The sequence below is a fragment of the Devosia soli genome, from assembly GCF_000970455.1.
GTDB lineage: Bacteria > Pseudomonadota > Alphaproteobacteria > Rhizobiales > Devosiaceae > Devosia > Devosia soli.
The window spans coordinates 658,606-672,872 of record NZ_LAJG01000014.1; the positions used below are offsets into that span (position 1 = coordinate 658,606).

General features: G+C 60.5%; 15 protein-coding genes. 8 read left to right on the forward strand and 7 right to left on the reverse strand.

Features of this window, described 5'->3' with window-relative positions; all coding sequences use genetic code 11:
- Positions 1–62 precede the first annotated feature (62 nt).
- Both VW35_RS20505 and VW35_RS07295 read left to right on the forward strand, forming a co-directional pair.
- Complete coding sequence (locus tag VW35_RS20505) at positions 63–812, forward strand: META domain-containing protein (RefSeq protein WP_161796870.1); 750 nt, start codon at positions 63–65, stop codon at positions 810–812.
- Positions 809–1,438, forward strand: coding sequence for a nucleoside deaminase (locus tag VW35_RS07295; protein WP_046142278.1), 630 nt, complete (start codon positions 809–811; stop codon positions 1,436–1,438). Before VW35_RS20505 ends, VW35_RS07295 begins: the two co-directional genes overlap by 4 nt.
- A gap of 129 nt (positions 1,439–1,567) precedes the next feature.
- Here the strand turns inward: VW35_RS07295 and VW35_RS21525 are convergent, their stop codons facing one another.
- A complete protein-coding gene (locus tag VW35_RS21525; protein ID WP_161796871.1) occupies positions 1,568–1,714 on the reverse strand; it encodes a hypothetical protein in 147 nt (48 codons plus the stop codon).
- Positions 1,715–1,938: 224 nt separating this feature from the next.
- Here VW35_RS21525 and otsB point away from each other — a divergent pair, with 224 nt between their 5' ends.
- Together otsB and VW35_RS07305 are read left to right on the forward strand one after the other, a co-directional pair.
- Positions 1,939–2,721, forward strand: a complete 783-nt coding sequence (gene otsB / locus VW35_RS07300; protein ID WP_046142279.1) for a trehalose-phosphatase — start codon at positions 1,939–1,941, stop codon at positions 2,719–2,721.
- A gap of 85 nt (positions 2,722–2,806) precedes the next feature.
- Positions 2,807–4,222: an alpha,alpha-trehalose-phosphate synthase (UDP-forming) gene (locus VW35_RS07305; protein ID WP_046870534.1), complete on the forward strand. Its 1,416-nt coding sequence runs from the start codon at positions 2,807–2,809 to the stop codon at positions 4,220–4,222.
- A 78-nt stretch (positions 4,223–4,300) separates the two neighbouring features.
- On the opposite strand, the gene VW35_RS07310 is transcribed toward VW35_RS07305, so the two are convergent.
- The 3 genes from VW35_RS07310 to VW35_RS07320 all read right to left on the reverse strand — a co-directional run bounded on the left by VW35_RS07310 (position 4,301) and on the right by VW35_RS07320 (position 7,809).
- Positions 4,301–5,764, reverse strand: a complete 1,464-nt coding sequence (locus VW35_RS07310; protein WP_244465842.1) for a DEAD/DEAH box helicase — start codon at positions 5,762–5,764, stop codon at positions 4,301–4,303.
- A gap of 408 nt (positions 5,765–6,172) precedes the next feature.
- Positions 6,173–6,964 carry a molybdopterin-dependent oxidoreductase gene (locus VW35_RS07315; RefSeq protein ID WP_046142280.1) on the reverse strand — a complete coding sequence of 264 codons (792 nt, stop codon included), beginning with the start codon at positions 6,962–6,964 and terminating at the stop codon, positions 6,173–6,175.
- Positions 6,961–7,809, reverse strand: a complete 849-nt coding sequence (locus tag VW35_RS07320; RefSeq protein WP_046142281.1) for a cytochrome b/b6 domain-containing protein — start codon at positions 7,807–7,809, stop codon at positions 6,961–6,963. The genes VW35_RS07315 and VW35_RS07320 overlap by 4 nt, the downstream gene beginning before the upstream one ends.
- A 218-nt stretch (positions 7,810–8,027) precedes the next feature.
- Here VW35_RS07320 and VW35_RS07325 point away from each other — a divergent pair, with 218 nt between their 5' ends.
- A complete protein-coding gene (locus VW35_RS07325) occupies positions 8,028–8,552 on the forward strand; it encodes a sigma-70 family RNA polymerase sigma factor (RefSeq protein ID WP_046142593.1) in 525 nt (174 codons plus the stop codon).
- Entirely contained in the window at positions 8,549–9,187 is a 639-nt protein-coding gene (locus tag VW35_RS07330) for an NrsF family protein (protein ID WP_046142282.1), read from the forward strand. Before VW35_RS07325 ends, VW35_RS07330 begins: the two co-directional genes overlap by 4 nt.
- Before the next feature lie 141 nt (positions 9,188–9,328).
- Here VW35_RS07330 and VW35_RS07335 read toward each other — a convergent pair whose 3' ends face one another.
- Positions 9,329–9,979, reverse strand: coding sequence for a ThuA domain-containing protein (locus VW35_RS07335; protein ID WP_046142283.1), 651 nt, complete (start codon positions 9,977–9,979; stop codon positions 9,329–9,331).
- 248 nt (positions 9,980–10,227) lie between these two features.
- On the opposite strand from VW35_RS07335, the gene VW35_RS07340 reads away from it, so the two are divergent.
- Positions 10,228–11,829, forward strand: a complete 1,602-nt coding sequence (locus VW35_RS07340; RefSeq protein ID WP_046142284.1) for a bifunctional metallophosphatase/5'-nucleotidase — start codon at positions 10,228–10,230, stop codon at positions 11,827–11,829.
- Positions 11,830–11,880: 51 nt separating this feature from the next.
- Here the strand turns inward: VW35_RS07340 and VW35_RS07345 are convergent, their stop codons facing one another.
- Positions 11,881–12,132 carry a GlsB/YeaQ/YmgE family stress response membrane protein gene (locus tag VW35_RS07345; RefSeq protein WP_046142285.1) on the reverse strand — a complete coding sequence of 84 codons (252 nt, stop codon included), beginning with the start codon at positions 12,130–12,132 and terminating at the stop codon, positions 11,881–11,883.
- Between the two features lie 168 nt (positions 12,133–12,300).
- On the opposite strand from VW35_RS07345, the gene VW35_RS07350 reads away from it, so the two are divergent.
- Positions 12,301–12,936: a hypothetical protein gene (locus tag VW35_RS07350; RefSeq protein ID WP_046142286.1), complete on the forward strand. Its 636-nt coding sequence runs from the start codon at positions 12,301–12,303 to the stop codon at positions 12,934–12,936.
- 188 nt (positions 12,937–13,124) lie between these two features.
- Here the strand turns inward: VW35_RS07350 and VW35_RS07355 are convergent, their stop codons facing one another.
- The gene (locus VW35_RS07355; RefSeq protein WP_046142287.1) at positions 13,125–14,168 is read right to left on the reverse strand and encodes a Gfo/Idh/MocA family protein; all 1,044 of its coding nucleotides are present in this window, start codon (positions 14,166–14,168) and stop codon (positions 13,125–13,127) included.
- Positions 14,169–14,267 lie beyond the last annotated feature (99 nt).

Consider the following 14,267-nt stretch of genomic DNA (forward strand, 5'->3'; position numbering starts at 1 on the left):
CGCTTCAACTCGCATGCGTCGCGCCGTTGGGTTAGTCTTGGTCAGGCAACAGGAGAATGCCCATGCTGACCCGGCTCCTCGCTCTGATCGTGATGCTGTGCGTCATTAGCCCTGCTGTCGGCGATGACCGCCTGATTTCAGGAGACGTCACCTATCGCGAACGCATGGCGCTGCCGACTGGCTCGACGCTCCATATAGGCCTCGTCACGCTGCCCAATGGCGAGGCGGTTGTCGGTGCGGGCGCATCCATTCCTTCTGGCGGCCAGGTGCCGATCCAATTCTCTCTGGCAATCCGCAGCGATCTCGCTGCGTCCGATCGATCTTTAGGGATTGTCGCCGAGATCCGCAAAGGCACCCAGGTGCTCTTTCGTAATGCAGCCGCGGTCCCGGTCGATCTGACACTCGACCAACCGGTCCATGTCGTCGTCACGCGCCAAGATATCGACCTTGCCGAGCCTGAGCCCATCGTCGACGAAGCACTGGTCGGCGTCATCTGGCATGTGACGAGCATTGGCGGCAGCCCGGTGTCGGGTGCGCGCCCCGTCACACTCTCAATCGCGCCCGACCTGCGCGCCGGAGGCCATGCAGGATGCAATGACTATTTCACGCAAGCAACGATCGAGGGCGCAAAAGTCCAGTTCGGGGTGACTGCTGCGACGCGAAAGGCCTGCACGCCCGAACTCATGACACAGGAAGGTCAGTTTTTCGCCGCGCTCGGCGCCGTCAACGGCTATGAGCGCACTGACGACAGCCTCCGCCTTCTCGATGCCGCTGGAGTGCCGCTCATCGGCCTTGTGCGCACCGGAGAATGACATTGGAAACCGCGGACTTCGTCTCGCGCCTCCTCGACGTCATCGAGCACGACATCGTGCCAATGACGGCACATGGCGTCGCGGAGGGCAACAAACTCTTCGGAGCGGCGATCCTCAGAAAATCGGACCTTTCCGTCATTGTCGCCGAAACCAACAACGAGACCGAAAATCCGCTCTGGCACGGGGAAATGCACGCCATAAAGCGCTTCTTCGAATTGTCCGCGGATAAGCGCCCGCCAATCAAGGACTGTATCTTCCTGACGTCCCACGAGCCCTGTTCGCTCTGCCTCTCGGGCATCACGTGGTCAGGCTTTGATAATTTCTATTATCTCTTCAGCTACGAGGACAGCCGCGACAGCTTCGGCATACCCTATGACATCCAAATCTTGCAGGAAATCTATGCCGTCCCCGACCCGGATAGGGGCGCCGTTGCACCCGGCAGGCCGCTCTACAATCGGAGCAATGCCTTTTTCACGAGCCATGGCCTTACAGAACTGGTGGCGGGTCTTGATCGAAGCCACAAGGAGACCCTCCTTGCCCGGCTAGCCGATCTGCGCGCTGCCTACGCCGATCTCTCGGCAGTCTATCAACGTAACAAGGGCAGGAAGGGCATCCCGCTCGCCTGAACCTTGCGCAGCGAACGCAGCGGACGACGGGTGGTTGGGCTTTGCGAATTAGCCTGTTGCACCTTCGGCATAGGCTGAACCCAGCGCCAAAGGTCAAGATTGGGGCGTTCGCCGACTGGCGCTCCTGCCTTATTCATTGGAAATCACCGTAGCAGCAACGGTGTCCGCAGGCATTTCTGCGAAGGATGCCGCAAGCGTGATAAAGCTGAGTGCCGCAACGAACAGGGCCGAGAGCATGAGCTGGGACTGGGCGGGTTTGGACAGGATAGGACGCATTTTCTTCTTAGTTTCCCTCAGGTTGGAATTCCCGAGGCCGCGATCGGGATTGCTCTAGCAACGTTGGAGACAGCAATATCGCTCCATCACTGAATGGCTCACGAATGCGTGATTTCACCTGCGTTCATATTCTGGCCGCGTCCGTGGCTGCCATGTGGCGCGAACCTTTTGCGCGTGGTGGCGTTGACCCGATGACCTGATATCAACGCAACATAGGACCCGTCATGTCCCAGAGCCTCTTTTCGGGCAGCAACGAGCTTCCGCGGCTAGCCCTGTTTACTGACTTTGACGGCACGCTAGTCGATATCGCCGAGACACCGGACGCTGTCGAAATCCCCAGCGATCTGACCGAGCAAATCGACCGCGCAACGCGCGAGTTCGAACATGCCTTCGCGGTGATCACCGGTCGCGAGATCGCTGATGTCGATCGTTTCCTCTCGCCGCTCCAGCTTCCCATCGCTGGTGCCCACGGCGCCCAGCGCCGGCGTGCCGATGGCTCGATGGAACAACTCGACCGAGAACTCATCGCCGGCGCCGAAGAGATTGCCCGCGCCATCGAGCCCCTGACCATGGCGCATCCGGAACTGCTGATCGAGCCCAAACCCGGCGCCGTCGCACTCCACTATCGTCAGGCCCCCGACCTTGCGAGCATCTGTCAGCAGGCCCTCGAAGAAATTTTGGCCGATCATCCCGAATATTCGCTGATCGAAGGCAAGATGGTCTATGAGGCCCGCCCGATCGGCTTTGATAAGGGCGCTGCCTTGCGCGCCTTCATGCAGGAAGAGCCGTTCCTTGGTCGCACGCCGATCTTCATTGGCGATGATCGGACCGACGAGGACGCCTTCCGTGCCGCCCAGGAACTCGGCGGCGTCGGCATCAAGCTCGGGCCTGGCGACACGGCTGCCCGCATGCGTATCGCTGACGTCGCCTCCGTCCATGCCCTGATCAGGGGACTTGGCGACATGTCACACCGCGACGAGCCGCTGCTCGCCGACACCGCACACTGATCCGTTCGGCTGGCGGAGATTGAGTAAGACACGGTCCGGGCGTCTCGCGCCCGGCCCAAATTCATTTCTAGTAAGGGGGCCGACCATGAGCCGTATAGTCATCGTTTCAAACCGCACACCGGGCAAGGGACCTGCAGCCGGCGGCTTGGCCGTAGCGCTTCGGAAAGTGTTGGCCAACCATGAGGGCTTTTGGTTCGGCTGGTCAGGAAAACTCTCCGAGACGCCGGAAAGCAAGGCGCGTTTTGAAGATATCGACGGGCTCAAAGTAGCCCAGATCGATCTCACCCATGAAGATCACCACGCCTATTATGCTGGGTTTTCAAATTCCATCCTCTGGCCCAGTTTTCACCTGCGTCTCGATCTCGCGACCATCGAAAGCTACTGGTACGAAGGCTATCGGCGGGTAAACCAGCAGTGCGCCAAAGCACTCAAGCCACTCCTCAAGCCCGATGACGTCGTTTGGGTCCACGACTACCATCTCATCCCGCTCGCCAGCGAATTACGCAAACTCGGCGCCAAGAACCGCATCGGGTTTTACCTCCATATCCCTTTCCCCACCGCCGATGCACTTTATGCCATTCCTCACCACGCAGAGCTGATGCGCGACCTGTCGCGCTACGACCTCATCGGCATGCAGGCCAATCGCGATGTCGCTGCCTTCACCGATTTTGCCGAGCATCAGGCGCCTTCGACCTTTGGGGGCAGAAGCGCCGAGGCGATCGATTTTTCCAAAACCGAAATCGCCGCCTTCCCCATCGGCTCCGATCCGGAAGCCTTCGCTCGCCTCGCAACGAGCCCTGCGGGCAAGAAGATGATTCACCGCATGCATCGCGCCCTAGGCGAACAGAGCCTCATCCTGGGCGTTGACCGGCTTGATTACTCCAAAGGCCTGCCGCAACGTGTCGAAGCTTATGAAAAGCTCCTCGCCAACAACCAGCGCTTCCGCCGCAACGTCCATATGGTGCAGGTCGCGCCGCCCTCGCGCGATACGATCAAGGAATATCAGGAAACCAGTGACACGCTCGACGCGATGGCCGGTCGGGTCATGGGTCGTTTTGCCGAACCCGATTGGGCGCCCCTCACCTATGTCAAGCGCGCCTATGGTCAGCCCAGCCTGGCCGGTCTTTATCGCCTCGCCCGCGTCGGCCTCGTCACGCCGCTGCGCGACGGCATGAATCTCGTCGCCCACGAATATGTCGGCGCGCAGGACCCGGAAAATCCCGGCGTACTGATCCTCTCACGCTTCGCCGGCGCAGCCGAAATCTTTCCCGAAGCGCTTCTGGTCAATCCCTTCGACACGGACGAGACCGCGGAAGCGCTTCGCATGGCGCTCGATATGCCGATCGAAGAACGCAAGGATCGTTGGCGCGCGCTCTGGTCCGCAGCCATCAAGCACAATGTCGACGACTGGGCCTTATCCTTCCTCAAGCGCCTGTCCCCTGGCATCGAGGATCAGGCGCAGATCGACAAGGACACGATCTACATGGCCTCGGTGGCCTGATCGCCAACCCTGTCGCCATGTCTGCAAGAGACAGCATAGGAAAAACAAAAAGGGCGGCCGCTGGGCCGCCCCTTGTCATTAGCCTTCGCCGCGGCGGGTGCGCGCCGCCGATTTCTTCGCCGCGGTCGTCCAGCGCGGCTTGGCCTTGAGCCCATCTGCCCTCGGCGGCTTCACCGAACGGACCGGCGCCAGCGGGTTGCGCGGGTCACGGGCCGGACCAGCACTGGCGTCGCGCGCAGCGCCAGCCTCGCGGGGACCGCCACCCTTGCCACGCTCGCCCCCTGGACGCGGCGTGTTGAACTTGCGCTGGCTGTTCGATTTCGGGTTGCGCGCAGTGCGCTGGCCACCCGGCGCGCCCGCCAGGTGGCGCGGCTGACGCGGTGCCGAAGCCGTCGCTTCTTCGACCATATTGAGGTCACCCGAAAGCGGCAGTGTCCGACGGATCAGCTTTTCGACATCGCGAAGCTTGGAGCGCTCGGTTCCATCGCAGAGCGTGATGGCAATGCCGGTCGCGCCATTGCGGCCCGTGCGGCCGATGCGGTGCACATAGTTTTCCGGATCATCCGGCAGGTCATAGTTGACCACATGGGTGATGCCGGGCACGTCAATGCCGCGCGCGGCGATGTCAGTCGCAACGAGAATGCGAACATTGCCGCTGGAAAAGCCCTTGAGCGCCGCCTGGCGGGCATTCTGGCTCTTATTGCCGTGGATAGCAGCAGCCTCGTGCCCGTCGATGGCGAGGTTCTTGGCCACGCGATCGGCTCCATGCTTGGTGCGGGCAAAAACGATGACCCGCTCCATGCCTTCCTTCTCATCCTCGAGAAGGCCATTGAGCACGCCACGCTTGGCCTTCGAGCCCGAGAGAATGACGCGCTGATCGATCTTGACGACGGTCGAGCCCTGGGGCGCCGCTTCGACGCGCACGGGTTCCTTGAGAAGTCCCTTGGCAAGATCTTCGATTTCCGGAGCCATCGTGGCCGAAAAAAGCATGGTCTGGCGACGGAGACCTATAGCCTTGGCGATCGCTTTCACCGGCGCAATAAAGCCCATGTCGAGCATACGGTCTGCTTCGTCGAGCACTAGCCAGCGCGTCTCGTTGAGACGGATCTTGTTGTCGTCGAGCAGGTCCTTGAGGCGTCCCGGCGTTGCCACGACAACGTCGACGCCTTTGGCGATCTTCTGCACCTGATGGTAGCGCGACACGCCGCCGAGAACGAGCACGGTGTCGAGCTTCATTTTCGAGCCGGCAAACTTGCGGATGTTCTCGTCAATCTGCACGGCGAGTTCGCGCGTCGGCGCCAGGATCAGCGCACGCGTCGTCATCGGCCGCGGACGGCCGGTCAGTTCGGAAATACCGGCAAGGATCGGCAGGCCAAACGCCGCCGTCTTGCCCGAGCCGGTCTGGGCTATGCCCAGCATATCCCGGCCTTCGAGCAATTTCGGAATGGACTGGGTCTGGATAGTCGTTGGTGTCTCAAAGCCGGCAACCTTGAGGCTGTCGAGCAGAGTCTGTGGTAGGCCGAGACTGGAAAAATCGGTCAAATCTGGATCTTTCGTGATGCGCAAAGCTGCGCGGGCATCACGCACAGCGCGACGCCATCAAAGTAAATGCAATCGGGCGATAGGGATTATCGCGCGGGTGCTGGCTCAAACCCGGAGCAATGTTGCTATCCGGGGTGACTTCGCCGCTCACCGCTTGAGTAAGAAGAGAAGCCCGTTAGCGGCATTCAATGCCGCAACGCTGCGCTCCATATGGGGGAAATAGTCTCAAAAGGCAAGTGTGGTAGGCGCAAGGGTGCATTGTGGGCAAGCTCGACCCAGCATGGTTCTCTCATCACGAAGAACGAGCCGGCTACCGGTTTTGGCGAGACCGAGCCATACGCTCGATAAAACACCTCGCCCTTTCTGGGGGAGGATGGGAGGGCTGATGTGAGCCACGAATTCGCGGCTTTAAATCCCCCCATACCAATCATACCCATTGTCCGGCCAATACCCGCCCTTCCCCATGCCGAACGGCGTAAGGTCATCCACCAGTTCGATCGTGTGAAGGTACTTCGGCTGCTTATACCCGAGCGCCCGCTCGATCCTAAGCCGCACCGGCGCACCATTGCTGACTGGCAACACCTGGTCATTGAGACCATAGGCAAGGATCGTCTGAGGGTGATACGCGTCCACCAGATCCGAGCTTTCATAATAGAAAATCTCGCCCGAAAGCGTCTTCTGGATGTTGTCGAAGCAATGGTAGACGCAGTAGCGCGCCTCGGGCTTCACCCCGGCCATATCGAGCACCGGGCCAAGCGCTGTCCCCGTCCATTTGGCGATGCAGCTCCATCCTTCGACGCAATCGTGCCGCGTGATCTGGCTGCGCGCCGGCATGTTGCGCAATTGGTCGAGCGTGAACGATACCTCGCGCTCGACCATGCCCTTGATGGTCAGTTTGTAGTTCGCAAAGTTCCCCTGCCGCAGGAACATGTATTCGGGCGTCGTCGGCTCGGTCGAACCGTTCGGTTTCATGCCTTGGCGGATTTCGCTCGCCGAATATTCCCGCGCCAGCGTCTGCTCGCCGATCAGCGCCCGCTGCGCCTTATAGGTCAGAACATTGGCCTGCTCGAGCGCCTGCCGCGCCGGATTGCCCCGCTGTCCGAGAAAGTCGAACTGGTCACAGCCCGATAGCGCCAGGCTCGAACCAAGTGCAGCCGATCCCACCAGCAGGCGGCGGCGATTGAGAATGAGATTGCTCATGGCTTATCGCCCTCCTCGCGCAGCGTACCGGGGCTGGTGCGATACCACCCGGTGATCATCGAGCGTAGTTCGTTGAGTGGCCCGGCGAGCAGTACCATCACGATATGGATGATGAAGAACAGCACCAGGAGCACCATGACGCCGAAATGGATTGTCCGCGCCGTCTGCCGCCCGCCAAAGAGGTCGAGCAGCCATGGCCAGGCCGCGTCCATGCCCGGACTCATGGTCAGGCCCGTGAGAATGATCAGCGGGAACAGAATAAAGAAAATTCCGAAATAGCTAAGCTTCTGCAGCGGCGAATAGTGGCGCGTGTGATGAAACCTGAACCGCGCATGGTCGGCGACGTCTTTCGGCAGGCCGGTAATGTCCTGCCCCCTTGGCAAGATATCGCGCCGCAAATGACCGTTAATGAAACTTGCGAGAAACCAGACGAAAAGCGCGCCGACAAACACCCAGCCGAAAAAGAAATGAACCACGCGCCCCGTCGCTAGATCACGAAAGGACGGGATTGTCACAGCGCCCGGGAAACCGACAAAGGAAGGCTGCTCGGCCGAACCACTCATGCCCAGCACGCCGGTCGTGTCGAAAGTCTTCCCGAACACAGTCGTCTGCCCGCGCGGGCCATCGGGTGTATTAACCGCACCGATCCTGAGCACCGCATTATCGAACTCGAAGCCCGACTGCTGCCCGATATAAAGCGCAGGATGCGCGTTAAAGATCTGGAGGCCCGAGAGCAGCAGAAAGAAAAGACAGATCGCCCAGACCCAGTGGGTCACGCGCGTCCAGATCGATTGGCGATAAACCAGCGGCCCTTTTGATGGGCGCGCTGCTCCCGGCTCTGTCATCCTGTCCCCCGCTTGCGGTTGCTCCGCTTCAAGTAACGGTAGCGCATCGGCAATTTGCTCGCCATCACGTCAACGTTATGCGTTTGGCTCGTAAACGCCATTCGCCAAAAGAGAAGTCTGCGTTACGTGCCCCTCGCAATTTCTTTGCGCCACTGTAACCTCACCGGGCCATGTGGCGAATGGAGCCTTGAATGCAGGCGGACGAAACGGAGACACGGCTGCGCACGCTAATGCTGGCTTCGCTTGATGGCGATGCTGCAGCCTATCGTCAGCTGCTCTCGGAATTGACACGTTACCTGCGGCCCTATTTTGCGCGGCGGCTTAGTCCCGCTCACGCTTCGCACGCGGAGGACCTCGTGCAGGATACTCTGCTCGCCGTACATACGCGGCGCATGACCTATGATCGCGCCCGCCCCTTTACGGCCTGGCTTCATGCCGTCGCGCACCACAAGTTCGTCGACCACGTTCGTCGCCACGCCATCCGACCCACAGTCCCGCTCGAAGACGACGCTCCGGTCTTTGCGGCTGACGACAGCGCCAACGCTGCCGATCGCCTCGATGTCGACGCGGTCTTGAGCGACGTCTCCCCGCGCACGGCCGACCTCATTCGCCAGACCCGGCTCGAAGGCGCGAGCATCGCCGAGGCCGCCGCGCGCCATGGCATGACCGAAACAGCCGCGAAAGTGTCTATCCATCGCGGCCTCAAGGCGCTGATGGCCCGATTTGCCGGAGGCGAGAAATGACCGACGATCTCATCGCTCGCCTGGCCGCTGATCTAGAACCCACCCCCCGCCATGCCGTCGAGCGCCGCATTCTTCTCTCCCTGCTGATGGGCATGCTGGTGACCGTCCTCTGGGCTTATCTCGTCTTTGACCTGATGCTTGGCCGCACCTTTGGTGGTGCCGATAGCGTCGCGATGTTCTGGACCAAATTTGGCTATACCCTTGCTCTTGGCCTTCTTGGATTGGCCGCCGCTCCGGTTCTCGTTCGTCCCGATGGCAGGATCATCTGGCCGCTGGTGGGTGCCGGCCTTCTCGCCCTTATGGCGCTTGGCTCCGGCACCATGATGTGGATGCGCGCCGACTGGCCCATGGACATGCTCATGGGCCGCACGGCCATGGTCTGCCCATGGCTGATCGTGCTGGCTGCCCTTCCCGTGCTCATTGCGCTGCTCGCCGCCATGCGCCGCCTTGCGCCGCGCTCGCCTGCCATGGCCGGCCTCGCGGCTGGCCTTGTCGCCGGTGGCTTTGGCGCCTGGGTCTATGCCTTCTACTGCGGCGAAACCGGCATGATGTTCATCGCCGTCTGGTATTCGCTGGGGATTGGGCTTACGGCGCTGCTAGGGGCCGCCTTGGGCCGGACACTGTTGCGCTGGTAGCCAAAGCTACCGTCATTCCCGCGGAAGCGGGAACCTCTGCTCAGGGCAATATAGCTGAGGTCCCCGCATCCGCGGGATGACACGGGGAGACAACCAGGGGTCCGAGCCGATCTTGATCCAGAGTAAAGGCGTATAGGACGCCTATTCGTCACGCGCGGCCCAGTTCATGCCGCGCCGCATGATCGTTGCCATATTGGCGTTCTCGAATTCCTTGGCCTGGTGCCCGAGCGTCATGTGGAACACCTTGCCCTTGCCATGCCGGCGCTTCCAGACGACGGGCATCACCACACCATTGATCCATGCAGCATGCTCGCCGGTAAAGGTCGTCGTCGCCAAAACCTCGTTCGAGGGATCGACATGCATGTAATACTGCTCTGACTTGTAAGGGAAACTGGTCGGAATTCCCGCCATGATCGGGTCTTCCGGCTTGGTCACGTCAACGGTGTAGTCGATGATATTGCCTGGATGCGCAACCCATTGGCCACCAACCATGAACTGATAGTCCACCGCCTCGCGGAACGCATCGCTCATCCCGCCATGATGGCCGGCAAGGCCGACGCCGTTCTGCACTGCCTTGGTGAGGTTTTCCACCTCGTCCTTGGCAATCTTGCTCATCGTGAAGATGGGGATGATCAGCGACAGGTCGTGGATCGAGGGATCGGCGAAAGCGCTGGTTTCGGTTGCCGTCCGCACCGAGTAACCATCCTCGTGCAGCCAGCGACGATAGATCGTCGCGCATTCTTCCGGATCGTGGCCTTCCCAGCCGCCATAAACGATCAACGCACTGCGCATCGGGTATTCCCCCTCAAATCAACGGGGCGGAGAATACCCGACTGAGCTGGTATTGAAAGCCCATTCGGCGCCTCGATTTTAAGCGGTGTTTTGACCATGCCGGCCTGAGGAAATTGAGCCCGGCAACCACTTTCCACTGTCACAATTAGCTGGTTAACTCTTGTCCATGCTTCGCCGGTCCAGCGCGGAAACGCGCCGGAAACCAGCGATCGAAGCAGGCTTTGCTCACCGCAAGAAGGACAACAGGGATGAAGAAACTTTTGTTGAGCGCTAGTGCGCTCACGCTCTGCGCCGGTTTTTCGACTGCCGCCCATGCCGAATTCACGCTGAACATCCTGCACATCAACGACTTCCATTCGCGCTTCGACCCGATCACCGGATCGGATTCGAACTGCGACGCAGACACTGACGCTGCCGGCGAATGCTTTGGTGGCATCGCCCGCCTCAAGACCATCATCGACGACACCCGCGCCAAGTATCAGGATGGTAACTCGCTCCTGCTCTCGGCCGGCGATAATTTCCAGGGCTCGCTCTACTACACGACCTATAAGTCCAAGGTCGTCTCGGACTTCTTCAATCAAATGGGCTTTGACGTCGTTGCCACCGGCAACCACGAATTTGACGACGGCCCGGAAGAGTTCCTCAAATTCATCGAAGCGGCCAAATTTCCAATCATCGGCGGCAATTTCGACGTTACCAAGGATGAGGGCCTGCGCGGCAAGATCGAGGGCTCGATCGTCGTCGAAGTCGGCGGCGAAAAGATCGGCATCATCGGCGCTACCACCGAAGACACTCCCGAAATTGCCTCGCCCGGCGATGTCGAGTTCCATGACGTCATCCAGTACGTGCGCGGCGCCTCGGAAGCGCTCGACGCCGCTGGCGTCAACAAGATCATTCTCCTCAGCCACATCGGTTACACCGAAGATCTCAACGTTGCCGCTTCGCTGCCGCTCGTCGATGTGATCGTCGGCGGCCATAGCCACACGCTCCTTTCCAACACCGACGAAGGCGCGGCCGGCCCCTATCCGACCATGGTCAAGAACCCTGAGGGCGTCGAAGTGCCGGTGGTTCAGGCCAATCAATATGGCAAATATCTCGGCGACATCGCGATCACCTGGGACGATAACGGCGTCGTCACCAAGGCCGAAGGCGAACCCTACCTGATCGACGCTTCCGTCAACGCCGATGAAGACTTCAAGGGCCAGCTGGCCGAACTTGCCGCGCCGATCGAGGAGGCAACAAGCCAGGTCATCGGTTCCACTACCGAAAAGCTCGAAGGCGCCCGCGAAGTCTGCCGCGTGCAGGAATGCTCCATGGGCAATCTCCTTGCCGATGCCATCCTCGACCGCGTCGCCGATCAGGGTGCCACCATCGCCTTCCAGAATGGCGGCGGCATCCGCGCTTCCATCGATGCCGGTGACATCACCGTCGGCGACGTGCTGACGGTCCTGCCGTTCTCCAACACTCTCGCTACTGTGCAGGTCAGCGGTGCCGACGTCGTTGAGGCCCTCGAAAACGGCGTCAGCGATGTCGAGAACGGCGCCGGTCGTTTCGCCCAGGTTGCCGGGCTGAAATACACCTACACGCTTTCCAAGCCTGCCGGCGAGCGCGTGAGCGAAGTGATGGTCAAGGGCGAAGGCGACACCTGGGTGCCGATCGATGAAGACGCCACCTACACCGTCGTCACCAACAACTATGTCCGCAGCGGCGGCGACGGCTTTGAAAGTTTCGCCTCGGGCGAAAATCCCTATGACTTCGGCCCGCCGCTCGAACAGGTCGTGGCCGACTACCTTGCCAAGCTCGGCGGCGAATACACGCCCTATACCGATGGCCGCATCACGATAAAATAAGCGAACCAAAAAGCACGAAGGGCGCCCCACCGGGCGCCCTATTCTTTTGGCTCAGGTCCGTCGCGCCAATTGGCCCCAGGCGAGAAGCACGATGATCGCGCCAATGATGGCGCCAATGAAATTCGCTCCGTCCCCTGGCCCATACCAGCCAATCTGTTGCCCGAGCCATGTCGCAACCACGGAGCCTACGATACCCAGCACCGTGGTGAGGATAAATCCTCGCGGCTTGTTCGGCCCCGGCGTCAGCCATTTCGCGATCATCCCTGCAAAAAATCCGACAATGATTGCCCAGACGATGTCCATCGATGCCCCCGTGGAAATGCTCGACGACTAGATCGGTAGCTCACCCCGATCTTGCAAGTGTGATCGCCCCGGTTCTTTTGTGATCAACGTTCTTGCAACCTCGCGACTCCCGTTTCGTTCATCCCGCCGTCTCAAGTGGGGGGCATAGACCCACAGAGGTGTTTGAAAATGAAACGTACTTTTATTGCTACTGCCTTCGCTTCTCTTCTCGCCACCAGTGCCCTTCCCGCCCTCGCCGAGGGTGATCTGAGCCTCGGCGCCGATGCCGGCAGCACCGTTTCGGTGAGCGCCGGCAATTCCGGCCTCGATGCCGGTGCCAATCTCGGCACAGACATCACCGCCAATAGCGACAGCACCAGCGCTGTGATCGGCAGCAACACCTCGATCGGCGCAGGCCTGCAGTCCGGCTCCAGCGCCAATGCTGCAGTGACGAGCAACACGAGTGTTGTGGCCAATCCCTCGACCACTGGCAGCGCGTCGGCTGGCGCCAATGCCAATGGCAACGCGGTGGTCAATGCTGGCGATAACGTCGCCGTCACCTCGACCAACAACGCAGCCGCAGGGATCGACCTGCGCGACCTCGATAGCTCGCGCGTCAGCATCGTGCTGGTCTCGAGCGTGAATGCCGATGTCCTGGGCCAGACCATCTCGCTCGAAAACAATGCGAGTCTTGCCGCAGCGGTGGACGACAACGCAGCCATCCGCGCCAAGCTCGACGCCGCTGGCTACGCGGCTTCCGACGTCGTGGCCCTCAAGGGCAACATGGACGGCACCCTTCTCGTCTTTGTCGACGATCAGGCTTGATCGGAACGAAAAATGAAAAGGCCCGGCTCTGCCGGGCCTTTTCATGGTGGAGGCAAGAACTCCCATAACCGCCGCCTGGTCGGGCATTGCGCTCAAACGACGCCCATCCGCCAATCGCAAACAGCCGCAGGTTGACGCCATCTACTATGGCGTTGAAAAAACGCCGGGAAATTCCCGGCGCATAAGCCTCAGACCTTATGTTCACTGCGGTCGCGATCCGTGACGGTCGCCAGATCCAGTACCTTCTGGATATTTGTCGCGTGGCGGAAGCTCGGCTCAAGGTTCTGGCCCGAACGGACAGCCTCGACGAACCGCATATAGTTGGTCGGCACCGGATCGACGGCAACTTCCGTCCAGGTGCCTGTTTCGATGTCGTCGCCGAGGCAGGTCAGCAGCTTCGACCAATCGTGCCGATGCTGGATTTCCACCGAACCTTTTTCGCCATAGATGCGAAGGCGCAGTTCGTTGAAGTGCCCCGTCGCCCAGCGTGTCGCGTGGATCACGCCCAGCGCGCCGTTTTCAAGCTGCGCCGTCATGGCGAAGCTGTCATTGGCGTCGAGATCATACTCACCGATCTTGTTGTTCTCGGCCTTCGAGAACGTTTCGAGACGGCAGAACACCTTGGAAAAATCGCTGCCCGCGCCATAGGCTGCGAAATCGAGGATATGAACGCCGATATCGCCAAGCACGCCATTGGAGCCGTGCTTTTTCGACAGGCGCCAGAGCCACTGGCTTTCCGTGCGCCAATCGCCCCACGCCTTCGAGACCAGCCAGCTCTGCAGGTAGCTCGCCTCGAAATGCTTGACGGTGCCCACCTGCCCCGACTGCACGATCTCGCGCGCTTTTTGCAGCTGCGCCACATTGCGATAGGTCAGGTTGACCATGTTGATGAGGCCGAGCCGCTCTGCGGTTTCGGTCATTTCCATGGCCTTGGCATAATCGGTCGCGAGCGGCTTTTCGCAGAACACGTGCTTGCCTGCATTCAGCGCCGCCATGGTGGTCGGATGGTGAATGCTGTCCGGCGTCACATTGGCAATGGCATCGAATTCGCCCCAGGCAAGCGCCGCATCGAGCGAACCGAAGCCACGCTCGATCCCATGCGTTTGGTTGAACGCCTCGACGCGTGCCGGATCGACGTCCACGCCACCTGCCAGGGTCACGCCCTCAATCGCTGCAAAATGCTTGGCATGCTGGTTTGCCATGCCGCCGGTACCCAGAATGAGGATACGCATTCTTCTGATTTCCTTGGCCGCCACAACGACCGTCTGATTGTTTCACTAGTCGAAGCTGCAAAGAGCCTCGATACCTGTCCCGTCGACATCGCCCGGCTT

Excerpts from the sequence above, each read along its gene's own strand:
- VW35_RS20505 (WP_161796870.1), top strand. The coding sequence starts at position 63 with ATGCTGACCCGGCTCCTCGCTCTGATCGTGATGCTGTGCGTCATTAGC.
- VW35_RS07295 (WP_046142278.1), top strand. The coding sequence starts at position 809 with ATGACATTGGAAACCGCGGACTTCGTCTCGCGCCTCCTCGACGTCATC.
- VW35_RS21525 (WP_161796871.1), bottom strand. The coding sequence starts at position 1,714 with ATGCGTCCTATCCTGTCCAAACCCGCCCAGTCCCAGCTCATGCTCTCG.
- otsB (WP_046142279.1), top strand. The coding sequence starts at position 1,939 with ATGTCCCAGAGCCTCTTTTCGGGCAGCAACGAGCTTCCGCGGCTAGCC.
- VW35_RS07305 (WP_046870534.1), top strand. The coding sequence starts at position 2,807 with ATGAGCCGTATAGTCATCGTTTCAAACCGCACACCGGGCAAGGGACCT.
- VW35_RS07315 (WP_046142280.1), bottom strand. The coding sequence starts at position 6,964 with ATGAGCAATCTCATTCTCAATCGCCGCCGCCTGCTGGTGGGATCGGCT.
- VW35_RS07320 (WP_046142281.1), bottom strand. The coding sequence starts at position 7,809 with ATGACAGAGCCGGGAGCAGCGCGCCCATCAAAAGGGCCGCTGGTTTAT.
- VW35_RS07330 (WP_046142282.1), top strand. The coding sequence starts at position 8,549 with ATGACCGACGATCTCATCGCTCGCCTGGCCGCTGATCTAGAACCCACC.
- VW35_RS07335 (WP_046142283.1), bottom strand. The coding sequence starts at position 9,979 with ATGCGCAGTGCGTTGATCGTTTATGGCGGCTGGGAAGGCCACGATCCG.
- VW35_RS07340 (WP_046142284.1), top strand. The coding sequence starts at position 10,228 with ATGAAGAAACTTTTGTTGAGCGCTAGTGCGCTCACGCTCTGCGCCGGT.
- VW35_RS07345 (WP_046142285.1), bottom strand. The coding sequence starts at position 12,132 with ATGGACATCGTCTGGGCAATCATTGTCGGATTTTTTGCAGGGATGATC.
- VW35_RS07350 (WP_046142286.1), top strand. The coding sequence starts at position 12,301 with ATGAAACGTACTTTTATTGCTACTGCCTTCGCTTCTCTTCTCGCCACC.
- VW35_RS07355 (WP_046142287.1), bottom strand. The coding sequence starts at position 14,168 with ATGCGTATCCTCATTCTGGGTACCGGCGGCATGGCAAACCAGCATGCC.